This is a genomic window from Macrococcus psychrotolerans (assembly GCF_038095555.1).
Taxonomy (GTDB): domain Bacteria; phylum Bacillota; class Bacilli; order Staphylococcales; family Staphylococcaceae; genus Macrococcoides; species Macrococcoides psychrotolerans.
This window is the reverse complement of record NZ_CP124591.1, coordinates 325,622-346,337: the sequence shown is the minus strand read 5'-3', so window position 1 is coordinate 346,337 and position 20,716 is coordinate 325,622. Positions and strand designations below refer to the sequence as shown.

The 20,716-nt window shown below is 39.7% G+C and carries 14 protein-coding genes, 8 tRNA genes and 3 rRNA genes; 2 read left to right on the top strand and 23 right to left on the bottom strand.

The window, feature by feature from the left end; all coding sequences use genetic code 11:
• Positions 1-39: 39 nt before the first annotated feature.
• From QA539_RS01840 to cdaA, 4 genes are all read right to left on the bottom strand, one after another.
• Positions 40-1,056, bottom strand: coding sequence for a hypothetical protein (locus QA539_RS01840; RefSeq protein ID WP_419895325.1), 1,017 nt, complete (start codon positions 1,054-1,056; stop codon positions 40-42).
• A gap of 178 nt (positions 1,057-1,234) precedes the next feature.
• A complete protein-coding gene (gene glmM / locus QA539_RS01835; protein WP_419895324.1) occupies positions 1,235-2,581 on the bottom strand; it encodes a phosphoglucosamine mutase in 1,347 nt (448 codons plus the stop codon).
• Positions 2,582-2,593: 12 nt separating this feature from the next.
• Positions 2,594-3,529 (bottom strand): CdaR family protein, encoded by a 936-nt coding sequence (locus tag QA539_RS01830; protein WP_219493789.1) that lies wholly within the window; start codon positions 3,527-3,529, stop codon positions 2,594-2,596.
• On the bottom strand, positions 3,529-4,338 hold the full coding sequence (cdaA, locus tag QA539_RS01825) for a diadenylate cyclase CdaA (RefSeq protein WP_419895323.1): 810 nt from the start codon (positions 4,336-4,338) through the stop codon (positions 3,529-3,531). Before cdaA ends, QA539_RS01830 begins: the two co-directional genes overlap by 1 nt.
• Positions 4,339-4,677: 339 nt before the next feature.
• Here cdaA and QA539_RS01820 point away from each other — a divergent pair, with 339 nt between their 5' ends.
• Positions 4,678-5,124 carry an ArsR/SmtB family transcription factor gene (locus tag QA539_RS01820; RefSeq protein ID WP_419895322.1) on the top strand — a complete coding sequence of 149 codons (447 nt, stop codon included), beginning with the start codon at positions 4,678-4,680 and terminating at the stop codon, positions 5,122-5,124.
• A 7-nt stretch (positions 5,125-5,131) separates the two neighbouring features.
• Here QA539_RS01820 and QA539_RS01815 read toward each other — a convergent pair whose 3' ends face one another.
• The 19 genes from QA539_RS01815 to QA539_RS01725 all read right to left on the bottom strand — a co-directional run bounded on the left by QA539_RS01815 (position 5,132) and on the right by QA539_RS01725 (position 19,093).
• On the bottom strand, positions 5,132-6,088 hold the full coding sequence (locus QA539_RS01815; RefSeq protein ID WP_283711699.1) for a cation diffusion facilitator family transporter: 957 nt from the start codon (positions 6,086-6,088) through the stop codon (positions 5,132-5,134).
• A 15-nt stretch (positions 6,089-6,103) separates the two neighbouring features.
• Entirely contained in the window at positions 6,104-6,559 is a 456-nt protein-coding gene (locus tag QA539_RS01810; protein ID WP_186309491.1) for a DUF2231 domain-containing protein, read from the bottom strand.
• A gap of 69 nt (positions 6,560-6,628) precedes the next feature.
• Positions 6,629-7,819: a sensor histidine kinase gene (locus QA539_RS01805; RefSeq protein ID WP_101039703.1), complete on the bottom strand. Its 1,191-nt coding sequence runs from the start codon at positions 7,817-7,819 to the stop codon at positions 6,629-6,631.
• Positions 7,812-8,486, bottom strand: coding sequence for a response regulator transcription factor (locus tag QA539_RS01800; RefSeq protein ID WP_101039701.1), 675 nt, complete (start codon positions 8,484-8,486; stop codon positions 7,812-7,814). The genes QA539_RS01805 and QA539_RS01800 overlap by 8 nt, the downstream gene beginning before the upstream one ends.
• A 91-nt stretch (positions 8,487-8,577) precedes the next feature.
• Complete coding sequence (rocF, locus tag QA539_RS01795) at positions 8,578-9,483, bottom strand: arginase (RefSeq protein WP_419895321.1); 906 nt, start codon at positions 9,481-9,483, stop codon at positions 8,578-8,580.
• 263 nt (positions 9,484-9,746) lie between these two features.
• A tRNA-Lys gene (locus tag QA539_RS01790) sits at positions 9,747-9,819 on the bottom strand.
• Between the two features lie 6 nt (positions 9,820-9,825).
• Positions 9,826-9,900, bottom strand: a tRNA-Gln gene (locus QA539_RS01785).
• 5 nt (positions 9,901-9,905) lie between these two features.
• Positions 9,906-9,989: transfer RNA gene (locus QA539_RS01780), tRNA-Tyr, on the bottom strand.
• Positions 9,990-10,017: 28 nt separating this feature from the next.
• A tRNA-Val gene (locus QA539_RS01775) sits at positions 10,018-10,093 on the bottom strand.
• Between the two features lie 3 nt (positions 10,094-10,096).
• Positions 10,097-10,171: transfer RNA gene (locus QA539_RS01770), tRNA-Glu, on the bottom strand.
• 4 nt (positions 10,172-10,175) lie between these two features.
• Positions 10,176-10,250, bottom strand: a tRNA-Asn gene (locus tag QA539_RS01765).
• 12 nt (positions 10,251-10,262) lie between these two features.
• Positions 10,263-10,377, bottom strand: a 5S ribosomal RNA gene (gene rrf, locus QA539_RS01760).
• A gap of 211 nt (positions 10,378-10,588) precedes the next feature.
• Positions 10,589-13,516: ribosomal RNA gene (locus QA539_RS01755) — 23S ribosomal RNA — on the bottom strand.
• Between the two features lie 137 nt (positions 13,517-13,653).
• A tRNA-Ala gene (locus tag QA539_RS01750) sits at positions 13,654-13,729 on the bottom strand.
• 32 nt (positions 13,730-13,761) lie between these two features.
• Positions 13,762-13,838 (bottom strand) — tRNA-Ile (locus tag QA539_RS01745).
• An 89-nt stretch (positions 13,839-13,927) separates the two neighbouring features.
• Positions 13,928-15,481: ribosomal RNA gene (locus QA539_RS01740) — 16S ribosomal RNA — on the bottom strand.
• The 16S, 23S and 5S rRNA genes sit together here with 8 tRNA genes alongside, the layout of an rRNA operon.
• Before the next feature lie 470 nt (positions 15,482-15,951).
• Positions 15,952-17,250 carry an MFS transporter gene (locus tag QA539_RS01735; protein ID WP_419895320.1) on the bottom strand — a complete coding sequence of 433 codons (1,299 nt, stop codon included), beginning with the start codon at positions 17,248-17,250 and terminating at the stop codon, positions 15,952-15,954.
• 56 nt (positions 17,251-17,306) lie between these two features.
• On the bottom strand, positions 17,307-18,023 hold the full coding sequence (locus tag QA539_RS01730; protein WP_283722316.1) for a KinB-signaling pathway activation protein: 717 nt from the start codon (positions 18,021-18,023) through the stop codon (positions 17,307-17,309).
• A gap of 17 nt (positions 18,024-18,040) precedes the next feature.
• Positions 18,041-19,093: a P-loop NTPase gene (locus tag QA539_RS01725; protein ID WP_419895319.1), complete on the bottom strand. Its 1,053-nt coding sequence runs from the start codon at positions 19,091-19,093 to the stop codon at positions 18,041-18,043.
• 154 nt (positions 19,094-19,247) lie between these two features.
• Here QA539_RS01725 and QA539_RS01720 point away from each other — a divergent pair, with 154 nt between their 5' ends.
• Positions 19,248-20,699, top strand: coding sequence for an alpha-amylase (locus QA539_RS01720; RefSeq protein WP_219493779.1), 1,452 nt, complete (start codon positions 19,248-19,250; stop codon positions 20,697-20,699).
• Positions 20,700-20,716: the final 17 nt, after the last annotated feature.

The following is a 20,716-nucleotide window of genomic DNA, read 5'->3' as shown; positions in this document are numbered from 1 at the left end:
AATCGCAATATCTCCATAAAGCTTTGCAGATACCGCACCTTAACCACTTAAAACTGTTTCTCCTGTCGGTGCACCTAAAATATCTTTCACTTGGTTTTCAATCATTCCTACACGTACACCAAACGCTTCTTCATGATGTGATTCAAAGAAGTAATATTGTCTAAATGCAGGATTACTGAAATCAATCTCATTTTTATCATTGATAAACGAATATTTACCATTAGCAGTTGTTTTACTTTGTTCCGGCTTTGCACTAATTTTTTCTGCATTCGGCTTATATTTATTTAATATTTCCTGCCATTTCTTTTGTGCGTCGATATCTTGAGATACTTTGAATTGATCTTCTCCACCGAAGCCACCTTCTCTAGTGCCAGAGTCACTATACTCTCCAAATCCACAAGAGAAACACATCTCTTTAGCTGACTTTATAAGCTCGTAAACTTTACCGTTATCAGCAAGTATATATTTATGGATATTCTTGCTTAAATCAGCATGTTTAGAATAACCTACTGCTGTAATTGCATCCTTTAGTTCCTCAGTTATACCTGTCTCTCCTGATTTAGAAGTATAAAATACAACGCCACCAATTCCTCTGATTTTAAAACCCGTTGGACCAGGATTATCAAAATCCTGAACTTGTATATCTCCATCTTCACTTGATGCAAACCAGTCTCCATGTCCACCCGCACCATGATTAAAGTAATAATTAGAAACAGCTAAGCCGGCTGTCTTTGCTCTCTCATCAGCCCATCTGAGAAATTCATCTTCCATTGCTGATTTTTGTTCCTGTGTAAACCGATAAATAAAATCTTCTTTATTTGTATCATCATTCACTTGGTTTTCATTTTTAACTTGATTTCCATTGTTTGTCGTTGATTCCTGGTTTTCTTGTTGAGATACATTTTGTTCCTTATTCTTAGTAGATGAATTATTTTTTGTTTCTGTAGAAGATGTTGTGATTTGTGATACGCCTTTTTTCTCATTATCTTGTGAATTTTCATCACAAGCAGTTAATATTAAAGTGAGTGTGACTACTGGAATTAAAATTTTCTTCATAGAAATACCCCTTATTGATTTTAGTTGTTTATATTATCTCACATTAGCGTTAAACATAGTTAAGTAAATTTATTATTTTCATTTTAGAGTACTATGACACATCGGTTCTTGATGTAGTACATATACGTCTTCATACTAAAGAACACTGAAGAAATTAAAATTTCTTCAGTGTACAATATTATAACCCCATATGTTCTCTTACAACATCACTAATTTTATTAACGAAGCGCTCTGCATCTTCATCTGTCTTCGCTTCGACCATTACACGTACTAACGGTTCAGTTCCAGATGGACGTACTAATACACGGCCTTCTCCGTTCATTTCATCTTCAACTTCCTTAATCACTGCTGCTACGTGTTCGTTTTGTTCAACAGCATGCTTATCAGATACTTTGATATTTACAAGTCGTTGTGGATACTTTGTCATTTGACCTGCAAGTTCACTTAAAGTCTTTCCAGAACGTTTCACAATGCTTGCGAGATGAATTCCAGTTAACAGGCCATCTCCTGTCGTATTATGATCCATCATTACGATATGTCCTGACTGCTCGCCACCTAAGTTGTATGAACTACGACGCATTTCTTCTACTACGTAACGGTCGCCAACTTTCGTCTTATCAGACTTAATATTTAAAGATTCTAATCCTTTATAGAATCCAAGGTTACTCATAACTGTAGACACGACCATATGGTCTTTAAGTTCTCCTCTAGCATCCATATCCTGTGCTAAGATAAACATAATCTGGTCACCATCGACGATTTGACCTTGCTCATCGACCGCAATAATACGGTCACCATCACCATCGAATGCCAGTCCAAAGTCGCTATCAGTATCTAATACTAATTCTGCAAGTTTTTCTGGGTGCGTTGAGCCAACGCCGTCATTGATATTATTACCATCTGGATTACATCCGATTGTTGCTGTATCCGCTTCAAGGTCACCAAATAAGTATGGTGCAAGTGAATACGTAGAACCATGTGCACCATCAAGTGCAATCTTCAATCCTTCAAGGTCACCTTCAATCGTTGATTTCAAGTAGCTTAAATAACGGTGTCCACCTTCAAAGTAATCTGAAGTATGTCCAAGTTCTACACCGACAGGTCGTGGTAACGTGTCTTCTTCAGCATCAAGCAATGCTTCAATCTCCGCTTCTTGTGCATCACTAAGTTTAAACCCGTCTGCACCAAAGAACTTGATACCATTATCTTGTACAGGGTTATGACTCGCTGAGATCATAACACCCGCTTGTGCATTCATCTCACGTGTTAAGTACGCAACTCCAGGCGTTGTAATAACGCCTAAACGCATGACTTCAGCTCCTGTTGATAATAGTCCTGCAACAAGTGCTGACTCTAACATCACTCCTGAGATACGTGTATCTCTACCGACAACGACAGTCGGTTTTTCTGTATCGTTATGCGCAAGTACATATCCCCCAAAACGTCCTAGTTTAAATGCTAGCTCTGGTGTTAATTCGCTGTTTGCAACGCCTCTTACACCGTCTGTCCCAAAATATTTACCCATAATAAATCTCCTTTAATTTTTAGTTACTTCAATATTAATTTCAACAGTTTCCGGATTAGAACTTGTAACGTCTTTAGGTAACGCTAGTTTCTGCTTGATCGTAGTACTTTCAGTAACTTTAGATAAGTCTACATCAATTGTTAAACTGCCTATCCCATCTAACACAGAACGTTTACCAAAGAGTTCTACTTTATCTTCAGATAGCTTCAGCGACTTTAACTTAAGTCCTGAAGAAAGCTTACCTGTCTCTTGTGCTTCTATGTCTACTACTTTTGATGTCGGCACAATTTTTGTGTTAACTTTAACCTTGCTAGGTTTTACAGTAACATCTAGTTTATTCAAGCTTGCATCAAATACGTTAACTTCAGCTTGAGAAGTTGTTGATTTTGTTAATTTCTCAGATTCTGATAACGTTGCTTTTACATAAGCAATCTTGTTTATCTCATCTTCTCCTCCGATAATCGTCACTTGTGAAGGGTCAACCTCCTGTCCGACAAGCTCATACCCTGAGGCAATACGTGAAGAACTAATTTCTGCTTCTACTTTTCTCGTATCTTTTATCTTTTCAGATAAGGATACGTTTGCTTCTTTCGGAATAACTTCGTATTTTAATTTATCAGAGATGCCTGTCACTTTAAATGATTTCTTGTAATCCCCAACTTTAGAATTGGACAAATCCAGCTCAACCGTAAAGTCCATTAAGCTCTGAGTCTTCTTAACGATAGATTGAGGGCCACTTATTTTAACGTTGACGGTCTTCGGTGCTCCGGATAAATATAAGTTTTCATCGTCATAGACCGTCTTCACGGGAACATCGGTAATAACCGTCTGCTGTGTCTGTGAGAATTGATCATTGCCGATAACTTCAAACACATTATTCACTTGTAAAAAGATGCCGAGTGCAAGTAAAAATGCAACGAGTCTTAATCCCCATTTATTCTCTAACATTATTTCACCACACCTTTCTTAGATAAGTGGGCGCTGAACCAATGTTCTGTAAGCAGTGCCTCCAGCACTTCAAGTGATACATCTTTGCGCAGTCTGCCATTGTAAGTAACAGATATATCGCCTGTCTCCTCCGAGACAACAACTGTAAATGCATCAGATACTTCTGATATACCAACAGCTGCACGATGTCTCGTTCCAAGGCTCTTTTGTATCTTAGAGCTATCTGATAACGGCAGGTAACTCGCAGCAACTGCAATCTTATCGCCTCGAATAATCATCGCACCATCATGGAGCGGCGTATTTGGAATAAAGATATTAATCATTAATTCTGTAGAGATATCTGCATAAATCGGTATCCCTGTTTCTATGTAATCTTGCAACCCTGTTTCCTTTTCAAAGACAATTAAAGCACCTATACGACGCTTTGCCATATACTGAATGGATTTCACCATCGCATCTGTCAGCTTAGCCTGACTCATCTTTAAATTTGCTGCATTACGTTTGAACAAACTTCCTCGACCTAACTGCTCGAGCGCTCTTCTTAATTCTGGCTGAAAAATAACGATAATGGCCAGGAATCCCCAGTCGATTACCATATCAAATATCTTAGAAGTGGTTGTTAAACCTAAAGAGTCACTGATTAATTTACCAATCAGAATAAAGAAGATACCCTTTAATAATTGTATTGCTTTCGTACCCTTGATTGCATTGATCATAAGGTAGATAACATACCATACAATTAAGAGGTCAATGATGCCTGTGATAACTTTTATCGTACTCAAGTTATCAAAAACATGCGTCAATTGCATTGTATCTCCTCCATAATTCATACTAACCTATATTATATCATGTTAAGGCGCTTTTCCTCGTATAGTTTAATACATTTTTTCAATATTCATTCGATTATTAATAACTTCCTTTTAGCTGATAAATCTTTGCGTTCTTACTTGGAGCTACGTTTATTAGTATAAATTATTTATTGTAAACAATCTATTAAGTATATGTAAAGATTGTTATAAAGTTGCTATTTATTAAATAAATGATGGTAAAATAAAGTTAATTATTTTACCATCATTTGCAATGGATTTCAGCATGATGTAATAAAAGATATCATCTCAAAAAAAGAATTCATATGAAGGAGTAACCGTATGTTAGAAACTTTAATGATTGATAATTTGCCTCAGTTGAAATGTGTAAGCGATCCATTCCGTATTAAACTCCTTGAATTAATCGCAGCTAAACCTAAGACAGGCCAGCAATTAGCTGATGAACTGGACATTCCTCGCGCAAAGATTCACTATCATCTCGCAGAACTTGAAAAGAACGGAATAATTGAAATCGTTAAAACAGAACAAAAACATAGCATCATTCAGAAGTTCTATGCACCGGTAGCAAAGACATTAATACCCTCACCAGATTTACTTAAGTTCAGTGACTGCGCCTTAAAGAAATCAAAAGAACACGTATTTAATCTACAGCTTAACGACAAATCTTTCACAGAATTTAAAAAAGAACTTAAGAAATATATTAAGAATGCGTCAGATAAAAATGGCAATACAACTTATAGGGTGACAATTAAAAAGGAGATAGAATAAGCAACGCTTATTCTATCTCCTTTTTAATATTATCAAAGTAAGGCTCATCGAGATGATTCTTCTGTAAATGTTCAACTTGTAATGTACTATGCCCAAGCTTGTATTTGTCTTTAAGCATGTTACTGATTGCATTGATCAGTTCATAGTTTCGTACACCGTCTAAATTATCTACAACAATGTGTGCTGTAATCGAGTAATGTTCTGTCGTAATAGCCCATAGATGGAATTCGTGCACATCCAGTACACCGTCAAAAGCTTTAATATCTGCAATAATCGCATCGGAATCATACCCTTCTGGTACACGCTCCATTAAGATGACCCATGCATTACGTACAATCTTATATCCACCACGGAAGATGATGATCGAAATCAGTATACTTAAAATTGGGTCTATCAAAACCCAGCCTGTAAAGTAAATAACTGCAACAGCTACAATCACACCTACCGAATTCAGTAGATCGCCAATAAAATGCCATAATGCACTTTGCACATTAATATTATCTTCACCTTTAAGTGAGCGCATCAAGATAAATGTAAGGATGATATTGACAATTAAACCGATTGTAGAGATGATAAGCATAAGCTTGACATCTACCGCTTGCGGATGAATCATACGCATAATACCTTCATAACAGATGCCGATTGAAATGACCACTAAAGCAAGACCATTTAGAAATGCAGCTAATATTTCCAGCCTTAAAAAGCCGAATGTGTGATTTGAAGTTGGTTTCTTACTCGCAAAATATATCGCAATCATCGATAACCCAAGCGCAAGAACATCACTTAACATATGCATTGAATCAGAAAGCAATGCAAGTGAATTTGACAGGATTCCCCCTACGACCTCTACAACCGTGAAGAATAACGTAATCAGCAATGACGCCCATAAGGTTCTTCTCGATTGATTCTGTTTCTTTAAATGCTCTACGTGATGGAAATACTCCGGTGAATTTGTTCTTCTCATTACGTTACCTCTTTCTTAATCTTTATCTGTGTCTTGTATTTGAACTTGTGCTTGTTTCACTTTATCGTTTTCATAAACGATCTTTCCACCTAAGTGTCCAGTAATACCTAAAGCGACACTACCTCCAATTGAAAATAAAATCACAAGGGAGATTAACGCTTTATTGAATTTCGATGTAAACATTGTAATCCATTTGAATACAGTGGCAATGCCGAATGTAATAAGTGAAAGCTGTGCCATCTCTTCATGCTGGTGGATAAGATATTCTACTTCCCCAAAATGCATTTCCGCAAAATGTTCAGCAGAATCTCCGGTTAAATAAGAAATAATTCCTGTTATCAAACCTGTTGTTAATAAAATTGTTCCGGTTAGACTTAATTTTTCTTTATATTTTAATGCTAATATTTCTATGATTGTACCCATAATTAATAATGCAATTGGAAAATGTACGATAAGTGGATGTAATGGCATTTTAATCATCTCCTGTTCTTTTGATAAACTTAATATAAACAATGAAACTGAGATGAAACTGACATTACATTACTTTTTGAATAAAATATTAAATTGTAGGCCCTTCTTATTAAATACTTCTACATCTGCATCGTGTGCATTCATAATTTCTTTAAACAATGCAAGACCAATACCTGTTCCTTCTATACTACCCACTTCTTTACCACGATAAAACCTTTCAAAGATATTTTTCAGTTCATTATCAGTGATGCCAGCACCATTATCTTTAAATATCAGTTTACCTTGATTGAGCTTTATCTGTATTCCAACATTATAATCGTTATATTTTATAGCATTATCAAATAATATATTTAATGCCTGTACAATTGCATCTTTATTGCCAGAGATATAAGTATCTGTGAGTTTTAATTGGATTTTATTATTTAATAACTTCTGATATCTTTGTGTAACTTCAATACAAAGCGGTTTTAAGTTGATACGAGTCATCTCATAACCTTGGACTATTTCTAGTAATAAGAGTTGATTAACCAAGTCTTTCATATGCTCAATTTCATCATTTAAATCGGTAATGGTTTCTTTTCCTATTGAGGTTAAATTATCTTTCTCATACACCGTTAAAACTGACAATCCTGCTTTAACAACTGAAATAGGTGTCTTTAATTCATGTGAAGCATTCTGTACAAATACTCTTTGCGACTCTATTGCTTTCTTATATGGTTTTACAGAAAATATTGATAACAAATATGCAAGAATAATAATTAAGAATAAATATATAAAGGTGACACCAATGAGCATATGTTTAAGTTTATTGAGTGCATGGTAAGATTCTGTACTATCTATTATAGTGTAAATATAATATGTATTATCAGCACTGACACGTCTACTTGAAACATGATAATGTCTATTTTCATATGCAATATAATGATGAACATATTCTTTATGATGCGTATGAGATTGAATATAACGAATCAATCGATGACCATATTCAGATTGCTTAATAATACGAGTTCCATCTGTAATAAAATAAAGCGTAGGTATATTTTTGTGTTCAGTATGATCAGATTGCTTAATCTTAATATTACCATTATTGTTTATAATATGTTCTTGAACTTCCTGATTGATGACAGATTCAGATAATAATTGCTGCTGATAATCTACCGAATTTTTAGTAGAAAAATATATAATAAAAGAAAATGAAATGAGAAGCAAAAATAATAAAAGTGCAAATAACAATAATAATCTTCTTATTTGATTACGCATGCTTAATTAACCTATATCCCATATTACGAACTACTTTAATCATAAAAGGTGATATATCATTTCCAATCTTTGCTCTAATTCTTCTTATGAGTGATTCTATGGCATTATCAGAGACAATTTCATCAATTGTATAAACGTGCTCCATAATCATATCTTTAGAAACTATACCACCTTTATGTTCAATCAATACTTTCATTAATAAATACTCTTTACGCGTGAGTTCCAAAACAATATCATTGAATTTGATATTATGCTCGTGATAATCAATTTCAAACATTTCATATTTAAGTTCATTGGTCATACGACCGAAACTACGTCTACCTAATGCTAATATGCGCATATGAAGCTCATCAAATTCAAAAGGTTTTACGATATAGTCATCAGCACCAGCATTAAATCCCTCAACTTTATCATCTATTGTGCCACGTGCTGTCATCATAATTATAGGTATATTTACGTCTGCCAATCGACATCGTTTTATAACATCGACACCAGAAATATCAGGCAGCATCCAATCGAGGATTATTACTTCAAAAGTTTCAAGTACAATATAATCCATTGCTTCACTACCACTCTTGACCCACGTAACGACATACCCTTGTGATTGCAGCATCAGCTTTGTAAATTTTCCAAGCTTTAAATCATCTTCGACTAATAATAATCGCATCTTTTCTCTCCAATAGTTTATTACTTATATTGTACACGAATTGAACAAATAAAAAATGAGATTGAAACAATTGTCCCAATCTCTCATTATATTAAAGCAACTTCTCTCCAAAAAATGAACCCGTTAGCCCTACCGCTTGTTCTGCTGTTTGATTATTAATATCTATCAATGGATTCACTTCTACGATTTCAAACGAAGTCACTCTGTCACTGTCATTTAGCATTTCCATTGCAAGATGACTTTCGCGATACGTAATACCACCTGGAACTGTAGTACCTGTCCCTGGTGTTTCATTTGGATCCAGTGCATCTACATCAAGTGATAAATGGATACCATCACAATTTGATAAGTGCTCTAATGTCTGTTCGATCACTGTCTTCATACCGAGCTGATCGATATCTGCCATCGTATAGGTTTTTATACCTACCTCTTTAATATACGCCTTTTCTCCCTCATCAAGATCACGCATACCAATAAGGACAATATTTTCAACTTTAACTTTCTTGTCATAACCACCGATATTCACTAAATCTTCATGGCCGTCGCCAATTAATGCACGTAACGGCATTCCGTGAATATTACCAGAAGGTGATGAATCCGCGACATTCAGATCACCATGGGCATCATACCAGATTACTCCTAGATTATCATAATGCTTTGCAATCCCTGATATCGTACCCATCGCAATAGAATGATCGCCACCAATAACTAATGGATAATGTCCATTTTGCACTGATGTATCAACAGCTTCACATAAAGTCTCACAAAAAGTAGTAACTTCTGGTAAATTTCTTAAACCACCGTCCTGTTCGCTTTTGTACACTTTCATATCAATTACAGGTGATTCAATATTCCCACTGTCTACTACCTTATGTCCAATTGCTTCTATGCGCTCTACTAAACCAGCATAACGCATTGCATCCGGTCCCATATTTACCCCTAACTTACGTTGCCCGAACGCACTTGGCGCACCAATAATTTCAATTGTCTTATTCATCATTCATTCCCCTTTAAAAAATTCATATATCAATATATCTAAATCAACGAAATTAAAACTCACAAAAGTAGTGAAAATAATTTCAGATTATTTAGAAATCTATCTCTAATATATTTTACTGTTTATAAAGTGAATATTCAATATTTTTATGTATAAATGAATAAAATGGATATTTATGTATAATATTAATAATCTATTAATAGAAAGTTGATTAAAAATAAAAAACACAACAAAAAAAGCATCCTATACAGGATGCTTTCAGATGAGCCATAGAGGATTCGAACCTCTGACCCTTTGATTAAAAGTCAAATGCTCTACCAACTGAGCTAATGGCTCTAAAAATGGCTGGGCTAGCTGGATTCGAACCAACGAGTGACGGAGTCAAAGTCCGTTGCCTTACCGCTTGGCTATAGCCCAATAGATGGTGGAGGGGGGCAGATTCGAACTGCCGAACCCGAAGGAGCGGATTTACAGTCCGCCGCGTTTAGCCACTTCGCTACCCCTCCGTTATATTAAGTTCATTATTAGAATAAATGGTGGAGGATGACGGGCTCGAACCGCCGACCCTCTGCTTGTAAGGCAGATGCTCTCCCAGCTGAGCTAATCCTCCAAATGGTGACCCCTACGGGATTCGAACCCGTGTTACCGCCGTGAAAGGGCGGTGTCTTAACCGCTTGACCAAGGGGCCTAAATGGCTCCACAGGTAGGACTCGAACCTACGACCGATCGGTTAACAGCCGATAGCTCTACCACTGAGCTACTGTGGATAAATAAATATTGCCCGGCAACGTCCTACTCTCGCGGATCGTAAGACCAACTACCATCGGCGCTAGAGAGCTTAACTTCTGTGTTCGGTATGGGAACAGGTGTGACCTCTCTGCCATCGTCACCAGACAAATGAAAGAATATGATATCCAGTTTCAACTCGCTGTCCCTATTCATTTTCTAGATCTCATATCGAATCTTGCGATTCTCAGTCGATCTATCAAAAATGATACGGACCATGACGCGCGTCTCAACCTTTAGTTTATACTTTCAAAACTAGATAAAGTAAGTAAGATATATTAGATTCTACCCGGCAATCCCGAATAAAAAATCTATAAAATTGATTAAGTCTTCGATCGATTAGTATTCGTCAGCTCCATACATCACTGTACTTCCACCTCGAACCTATTAACCTCATCATCTTTGAGGGATCTTATAACCGAAGTTGGGAAATCTCATCTTGAGGGGGGCTTCATGCTTAGATGCTTTCAGCACTTATCCCGTCCATACATAGCTACCCGGCTATGCCGCTGGCGCGACAACTGGTACACCAGAGGTATGTCCATCCCGGTCCTCTCGTACTAAGGACAGCTCCTCTCAAATTTCCTACGCCCACGACGGATAGGGACCGAACTGTCTCACGACGTTCTGAACCCAGCTCGCGTACCGCTTTAATGGGCGAACAGCCCAACCCTTGGGACCGACTACAGCCCCAGGATGCGATGAGCCGACATCGAGGTGCCAAACCTCCCCGTCGATGTGAACTCTTGGGGGAGATAAGCCTGTTATCCCCGGGGTAGCTTTTATCCGTTGAGCGATGGCCCTTCCATGCGGAACCACCGGATCACTAAGTCCGTCTTTCGACCCTGCTCGACTTGTAGGTCTCGCAGTCAAGCTCCCTTGTGCCTTTACACTCTGCGAATGATTTCCAACCATTCTGAGGGAACCTTTGAGCGCCTCCGTTACTCTTTAGGAGGCGACCGCCCCAGTCAAACTGCCCGCCTGACACTGTCTCCCGCCACGATAAGTGGCGCGGGTTAGAAAGTCAACACAGCCAGGGTAGTATCCCACCAGCGCCTCCACGTAAGCTGACGCTCACGCTTCAAAGGCTCCTACCTATCCTGTACAAGCTGTGCCGAATTTCAATATCAGGCTGCAGTAAAGCTCCACGGGGTCTTTCCGTCCTGTCGCGGGTAACCTGCATCTTCACAGGTACTATGATTTCACCGAGTCTCTCGTTGAGACAGTGCCCAAATCGTTACGCCTTTCGTGCGGGTCGGAACTTACCCGACAAGGAATTTCGCTACCTTAGGACCGTTATAGTTACGGCCGCCGTTTACTGGGGCTTCAATTCGTAGCTTCGCATACGCTAACCACTCCTTTTAACCTTCCGAAGACCGGGCAGGCGTCAGCCCCTATACTTCACCTTACGGTTTTGCAGAGACCTGTGTTTTTGATAAACAGTCGCTTGGGCCTATTCACTGCGGCTCTTCAAGGCTTGCACCCTAAAAAGCACCCCTTCTCCCGAAGTTACGGGGTCATTTTGCCGAGTTCCTTAACGAGAGTTCGCTCGCTCACCTTAGAATTCTCATCTTGACTACCTGTGTCGGTTTGCGGTACGGGCACCTAATTTCTAACTAGAGGCTTTTCTTGGCAGTGTGAAATCAACGACTTCGCTACTATAATTTCGCTCCCCATCACACCTTGATCTTGGTGAGTACCGGATTTGCCTGATACTCAATCTCAGTGCTTGGACGTACATAACCAACAGTACGCTTCGCCTATCCTACTGCGTCCCCCCATCGTTCAAACAATCTTAGGTGGTACAGGAATATCTACCTGTTGTCCATCGCCTACGCCATTCGGCCTCGGCTTAGGTCCCGACTAACCCAGAGCGGACGAGCCTTCCTCTGGAAACCTTAGTCAATCGGTGGACGGGATTCTCACCCGTCTTTCGCTACTCACACCGGCATTCTCACTTCTAAGCGCTCCACATGTCCTTACGATCATGCTTCGACGCCCTTAGAACGCTCTCCTACCATTGTCCTACGGACAATCCACAGCTTCGGTAATATGTTTAGCCCCGGTACATTTTCGGCGCAGCGTCACTCGACTAGTGAGCTATTACGCACTCTTTAAATGATGGCTGCTTCTAAGCCAACATCCTAGTTGTCTGGGCAACGCCACATCCTTTTCCACTTAACATATATTTTGGGACCTTAGCCGGTGGTCTGGGCTGTTTCCCTCTCGACTACGGACCTTATCACCCGCAGTCTGACTCCCGCATTAAATTATCTGGCATTCGGAGTTTGTCTGAATTCGGTAACCCGAGGGGGGCCCCTAGTCCAAACAGTGCTCTACCTCCAGTAATCATCATGCGAGGCTAGCCCTAAAGCTATTTCGGAGAGAACCAGACTATCTCCAGGTTCGATTGGAATTTCTCCGCTACCCACACCTCATCCGCTCACTTTTCAACGTAAGTCGGTTCGGTCCTCCATTCAGTGTTACCTGAACTTCAACCTGGACATGGGTAGATCACCTGGTTTCGGGTCTACGACCTGATACTCATTCGCCCTATTCAGACTCGCTTTCGCTACGGCTCCACATATACTGCTTAACCTTGCATCAAATCGTAACTCGCCGGTTCATTCTACAAAAGGCACGCCATCACCCATTAACGGGCTCTGACTACTTGTAAGCACACGGTTTCAGGTTCTATTTCACTCCCCTTCCGGGGTGCTTTTCACCTTTCCCTCACGGTACTGGTTCACTATCGGTCACTAGAGAGTATTTAGCCTTGGGAGATGGTCCTCCCGGATTCCGACGGAATTCCACGTGTTCCGCCGTACTCAGGATCCACTCAGGAGAGAATAACTTTTCGACTACAGGGCCTTTACCTTCTATGGCTGACTTTTCCAAAGTCATTCGTCTAAACTATTCCTTTGTAACTCCGTATTGAGTGTCCTACAACCCCAGAGTGCAAGCACTCTGGTTTGGGCTCTTCCCGTTTCGCTCGCCGCTACTAAGGGAATCGAATTTTCTTTCTCTTCCTCCGGGTACTTAGATGTTTCAGTTCTCCGGGTGTGCCTTCTCATATGCTATGTATTCACATATGGATAACATGACATAACTCATGCTTGGGTTTCCCCATTCGGAAATCTCTGGATCAAAGCTTACTTACAGCTCCCCAGAGCATATCGTCGTTAGTAACGTCCTTCTTCGGCTTCTAGTGCCAAGGCATCCACCGTGCGCCCTTAATAACTTAATCTGTTATTAATATTGTGATGTCTGCATAAATGCAGACGCGCGATTTTTTCAAGAATTCAAATATGAACTCACTCGGTTTTGCTTGGTAAAATCTTTATATCTTCTTACTTTATCTAGTTTTCAAAGTACAATATTTAATGGTGGAGACTAGCGGGATCGAACCGCTGACCTCCTGCGTGCAAAGCAGGCGCTCTCCCAGCTGAGCTAAGCCCCCATAAAGGTAATTAAATTGCAGAATATTTATAATGGTGGGCCTAAATGGACTCGAACCATCGACCTCACGCTTATCAGGCGTGCGCTCTAACCAGCTGAGCTATAGGCCCATTATAATCTATAAACATTCAAAACTGAATACAATATGTCAATGTCAATTCCTACAGACCTGATGGTCTGTTTCCGTAATTATCCTTAGAAAGGAGGTGATCCAGCCGCACCTTCCGATACGGCTACCTTGTTACGACTTCACCCCAATCATCTGTCCCACCTTCGACGGCTAGCTCCTAAAAGGTTACTCCACCGGCTTCGGGTGTTACAAACTCTCGTGGTGTGACGGGCGGTGTGTACAAGACCCGGGAACGTATTCACCGTAGCATGCTGATCTACGATTACTAGCGATTCCAGCTTCATGTAGTCGAGTTGCAGACTACAATCCGAACTGAGAATGGTTTTATGGGATTTGCTTGACCTCGCGGTTTTGCTGCCCTTTGTACCATCCATTGTAGCACGTGTGTAGCCCAAATCATAAGGGGCATGATGATTTGACGTCATCCCCACCTTCCTCCGGTTTGTCACCGGCAGTCTCTCTAGAGTGCCCAACTTAATGATGGCAACTAAAGATAAGGGTTGCGCTCGTTGCGGGACTTAACCCAACATCTCACGACACGAGCTGACGACAACCATGCACCACCTGTCACTTTGTCCCCCGAAGGGGAAAGCTCTATCTCTAGAGTTGTCAAAGGATGTCAAGATTTGGTAAGGTTCTTCGCGTTGCTTCGAATTAAACCACATGCTCCACCGCTTGTGCGGGTCCCCGTCAATTCCTTTGAGTTTCAGTCTTGCGACCGTACTCCCCAGGCGGAGTGCTTAATGCGTTAGCTGCAGCACTGAGGGGCGGAAACCCCCCAACACTTAGCACTCATCGTTTACGGCGTGGACTACCAGGGTATCTAATCCTGTTTGATCCCCACGCTTTCGCACCTCAGCGTCAGTTACAGACCAGAGAGCCGCCTTCGCCACTGGTGTTCCTCCATATCTCTGCGCATTTCACCGCTACACATGGAATTCCACTCTCCTCTTCTGTACTCAAGTCTCCCAGTTTCCAATGACCCTCCCCGGTTGAGCCGGGGGCTTTCACATCAGACTTAAGAGACCGCCTACGCGCGCTTTACGCCCAATAATTCCGGATAACGCTTGCCACCTACGTATTACCGCGGCTGCTGGCACGTAGTTAGCCGTGGCTTTCTGGTAAGGTACCGTCAAGGTACGTTCAGTTACTAACGTACTTGTTCTTCCCTTACAACAGAGTTTTACGATCCGAAAACCTTCTTCACTCACGCGGCGTTGCTCCGTCAGACTTTCGTCCATTGCGGAAGATTCCCTACTGCTGCCTCCCGTAGGAGTCTGGGCCGTGTCTCAGTCCCAGTGTGGCCGATCACCCTCTCAGGTCGGCTATGTATCGTTGCCTTGGTGAGCCGTTACCTCACCAACTAGCTAATACACCGCGGGTCCATCTATAAGTGACAGCAAAACCGTCTTTCACTATCGCTTCATGCGAAGCTAGATATTATCCGGTATTAGCTCCGGTTTCCCGAAGTTATCCCAGTCTTATAGGTAGGTTACCCACGTGTTACTCACCCGTCCGCCGCTAACATCAGAGAGTGCAAGCACTCTCGTCTGTTCGCTCGACTTGCATGTATTAGGCACGCCGCCAGCGTTCATCCTGAGCCAGGATCAAACTCTCCATAATAGATTGCTTGATAAAGCTCTTTGATTGCTTGAGGCAATCACTCTTGGGAGTGAACTTAATCACTCAAATTATTGGAATTAACGTTGACATATTGTCATTCAGTTTTCAATGTTCATTTTTGTTGCTACAAGATAAAAGTTTAACACGTTTCTTTCTTGTTTGCAAGCTTTATTTTGAAGAAGTTTTACACTCACGATTTCTTATTTGAAATGTTTTGTGCGCCGTTCTTACTCAATTAATATTAAATGTTTGAGAACAAAGTTTCAATAGTCTTTTTTACACTTTTTCAATTTGTTTTTCAAACGCTTAATCGTTGGCGTCGCTTGTTTTTGCGACTTTTATATCTTAACAAGTTGCTATATTAAAGTCAATACTTTATTTAATATTTTTCATATATATAACAACCCGGATAATACAGATAAGAATCTTACCTGTATTATCCGGGTTGTCGTTTCGGCAGAACACTTTCACTAAGCCGTCTTTTCTCTATATAAAAACTGATAGATAATGATGAGTATAAGCGCAATGATGACCATTACCGCCATATTGTTATGAATATTGTGTAATACATTGCTATAGTAGACAAACGACATGACTATCGATCCAGTAGTTGAGCCGATAAACTTAAGTAAACTATAAGTACTCATCATACTGCCGAGTTCATGTGGTGCCGCACTTTCTTGAATGGTTACGACATTTTTCGTAAATACAGTACCATAGCTCAACCCTAGAAATATACATCCAATCGTTACTGCAATAACACTTTCTGTAACTAGTATAATCGCTGCACCGATAATCATATAGAAGAAACTTAATTGATAGACTTGCTTAACGTTAAAGCGTTGTTCAATACGTTTCAATATAAAGGTAGATGTCAGCCAGAATACTGATATCGAGAAGGTCGTTAAACCACTAAGTAATGGTGACAACCCTTTTTCTGTCTGCAAATAAAACGGTAAGAATATGTTCGTTCCCATCAATAGCATTGCGTATACCATATCTGTTCCCATCGTTATACCTATTCTTTTATTAAAGGAGCGTACTGGTATAAATGGTGATTGTACTTTCAATTCAAACTTAACAAATATAACGAGTAATGTAGTTGCTACTATATATGCTGCCATACTTAGCAGCCCTCCAGCAGTGAAGCCAGTAATCAAACAGATTAAAAATGCGTAGAAAAGCAGTAACCCTTTAACATCAAGTTTCGCCTTAGACGGCTGTTCATCAAATTTAAAGAACTTCAGCACAAGAACAATCGCAACTATTGCTACAGGAACATTAATGTAAAATAAAAAACTCCATCTTAAGTAAGTTAATATTAATCCGCCTAAAAGTGGGCCTACGATACTTGAAATGCCCCAGACACTTCCCACGATACCCATTACTTTATAGCGATATGGAATTTCAAACGCAATCTTCGGAATAATACTCCCCATCGTCATCATGATCCCTGCACCAAGCCCTTGAATAAGACGTGATGCAACAAGCATTGGAAACGTAAATGACGCCCCTGATAACATACTTCCTACTATAAATACGACAATACCGAATATCATTGTATACTTAGATCCGATACGTTTCATAATTTCCCCGACAAGCGGTGTGATCACTACAATAGCAATCATATAGCTGGTAAATATTAAAGCAAGCGATTCTTTAACACCTAGATCTTTGCCAATTGCAGGAGTTGCGAGTGACACGATTGATGTTTCGATAGCACTCATAAACATAATAATCACGAGCGCACTAATTAATCCTCTTTTCATTTTCTCCTCATTTCTTAATGACAAATGACCTAACTCCAATGAGCTAGGTCATATCATTATCTCTTTTTTCGTTTTTTCTTATGTGTGACAACTTGCGTATTCTTTACAACCTTACTAGGTGACTCTGGTGTTTCCTCTACCCAAGTGCCATTTGCAAGCTTGCGTGCCTTACGTTCTTCATAAGATGCCTTATTATATTTCGGCAATGACAATAACTGAAATGCATTACATAAAAGCAGCGCAAAGATGGTGCAATACAGCCACATCATATCTTTAACCTTCAGAAACGGTATGAGTTCTACCGTTGTCATTACGACCATAAAGAACATTGCAGGAATAAAGACGTTTTTACCTGTCAGCTTATTTTTATAGATACTTACAACAATACCGAAGATGACGATTAAAATTGGAATCCAGATAAATTTAAGAATATCTCCATCTTTTTGTCCGAAACGTAAATATCTGAAATACACGAGATCGACGATTGCAAATAAAATAATCACAACTTGAATCGCATTCCAGCCGCTTCTGAATATCCCTTGTCCCATCTGATGGATAAACAAGTATGCGAAGAATGCAAGCTGACTAATAGATGCAATTAACAGTCCATATCCCATAAACCAGATTAGCGCTGCCAGGAACTCCCCTAATTCACCTCGAACAAGATAAACCGTTAATTTATCATATCCGAATATAAGACTGACGATTACTGTGACAACAAGTCCTATAAGTAACGTGATGCCATAGAATTTACCTAAATTTTTTAAAGTCACGATTGTACCTCTTTAATTTATTTTGTTTTATCGATTACCTTCTGAGCCATTTGTGTATAGATGATACCAAGTGGATGGTCTTCTTGATAGACAGAAGGTGCAAAATCTTCATGGTTCCAGTCCGGTTGAGCTAACGGAAGTTGTCCGAGCAACTCTGTATTGAGCTCTTCAGCTAACTTTTGTCCACCACCTGAACCAAATACATACTCTTTATTTCCTGTTTCTTTACTTTCGAAATAGCTCATATTCTCTACTACACCAAGAATTTCGTGCTCCGTATGCAGCGCCATTGCACCCGCTCTTGAAGCAACAAATGCAGCTGTTGGATGTGGCGTTGTTACAATGATTTCTTTACTCTTTGGTAACATTGTATGTACATCTAGTGCAACATCTCCTGTGCCTGGTGGTAAATCTAAGAGAATATAATCCAGATCTCCCCAATTCACTTCGTTAAAGAAGTTATTGATCATCTTCCCAAGCATTGGCCCACGCCAAATGACAGGTGTATTCTCTTCTACGAAAAACGCCATTGAAATCACCTTTACCCCAAAACGAGATACAGGAATAATACGTTCACCATCAATTTCAGGTCGTTCTGAAATTCCCATCATATCCGGAACACTGAAACCATATATATCAGCGTCAACTAACCCTACACGTTTCCCCAAGCGCGCAAGTGCGACAGCAAGGTTCACAGAAACCGTTGATTTCCCAACGCCACCTTTACCTGAGGCAATTGAGATGAATGTTACCTTATTATTTGGATCGACTAACTTTTCAATTTCCGAAGTGGAAACTCCACGGAACTGCTCGAGCATTGACTCATCCATCTCTTCAAAACGTATCCCTACAGTTTTTGCGCCATTCTCCTTCAGTTTCTCTACAATTTGCATCTGAAGATCAAGTTGAGGCTGACCCCCAAGCTTTGCAATCATCACTTTAACAGAGACATGTTCTTTCTCTTCTTTAATACTAACTTCTTTAATCCCCTCTGTTTCAGAGAGAGGTACATTAATTACTGGATCTTCTAATTCCCCGATAATCTCTATGACTTGTTCTTTAGTTAACAATTTAAACGCTCCTTCATCTTCTAATAGTTTTAGTTTAACAAAAAGAATCGACTTTGTATAAAAGAAATTACTATAAATGATATAGTTGTGATGTATTCGTCATTTTATGGGTATAACATAGATAATTGATTACCGAAAGGATGAGGAGAATCACATGACAAAAAATTATACGATGATGCAATATTTCGAATGGCATGCAAATGGAGATGGTGCGCATTGGAAACGCCTGAAAGAAGATGCCCCAAAACTAAAGGAAAAAGGCATTGATACGGTTTGGTTACCACCTGCATGCAAAGCAGACCATGTAATGAATACAGGTTATAGCATCTATGATCTATATGATCTTGGGGAATTCGACCAAAAAGGACAAGTGCGTACTAAATATGGGACGAAAGAAGAATTATTAGATGCCATTAAAGCTTGTCATGAGAACGGCATAAAAGTTTATGCCGATATTGTGCTCAATCATAAGGCTGGCGCAGATGAAACAGAAACAATTAAAGTCGTAGAAGTTGATACAAATGATCGTACCCACGTTATCTCAGAACCTTTCGAAATCGATGCCTATACAAAATTTGATTTTCCAGGTCGTAATAATAAATATAGTGATTTCAAATGGAATCACACACACTTCAACGGTACTGACTACGATCACAAAACAGGTCGCAAGGGCATCTTTAAAATAATAGGGGAAAATAAAGACTGGAATGCATTCGTAGATAACGAAAAAGGGAACTTCGATTACTTGATGTTTACGAATATCGATTACAAACATCCCGATGTACGACAACATACAATCGAATGGGGAAAATGGCTCATCGATACATTAGGGATAGATGGCATGCGCATGGATGCTGTGAAACATATCGAAAGCTATTTTATTAAAGACTTTAGTGACGCAATGCGTGAACATGCTGGAGAAGACTTCTATTTTCTCGGTGAATATTGGAATGCAGACCTTGGAAAGAATGAAAAGTTTCTTGAAGAGGCAGAGTACAACACTGATTTATTCGACGTTAAGCTGCACTTCAACTTTAAAACCGCTTCTGAAGAGGGCAGCGCCTATGATCTACGTACATTATTTGATGATACAATTGTTGAAGAACACCCTGAACTTGCAGTCACTTTTGTTGATAACCATGACTCTCAGCCAGATGAAGCATTAGAATCTTTCGTTAAAGACTGGTTCAAACAAAGTGCTTATGCGCTAATATTATTACGTAAAGATGGCTATCCATGTATATTCTATGGTGATTATTATGGCATTGGCGGAGATCATCCGGTCGAAGGAAAGCAGCTTGCAATCGATCCATTACTTTATATCAGACAAAATAAAGCATACGGGGAACAAGATGATTACTTCGATCACCCAAATATTATCGGATTTGTCAGACGCGGCAATGGCAATAAGACTGGTTGTGCTGTAATTATCAATTCCAGTGAAGAAGAAGCAGAAAAACAGATGTTCGTTGGCAAAGAACGCGCCGGCGAAGTCTGGTATGACTACACCAATACAAGAGAAGATACAATCACGATTGATGAAGAAGGAAATGGCCTCTTCAAAGTTAACCCGGGCAGCGTATCAGTCTACTGCGAAGAAGAATAAGGATGAAAAAAGGTCGT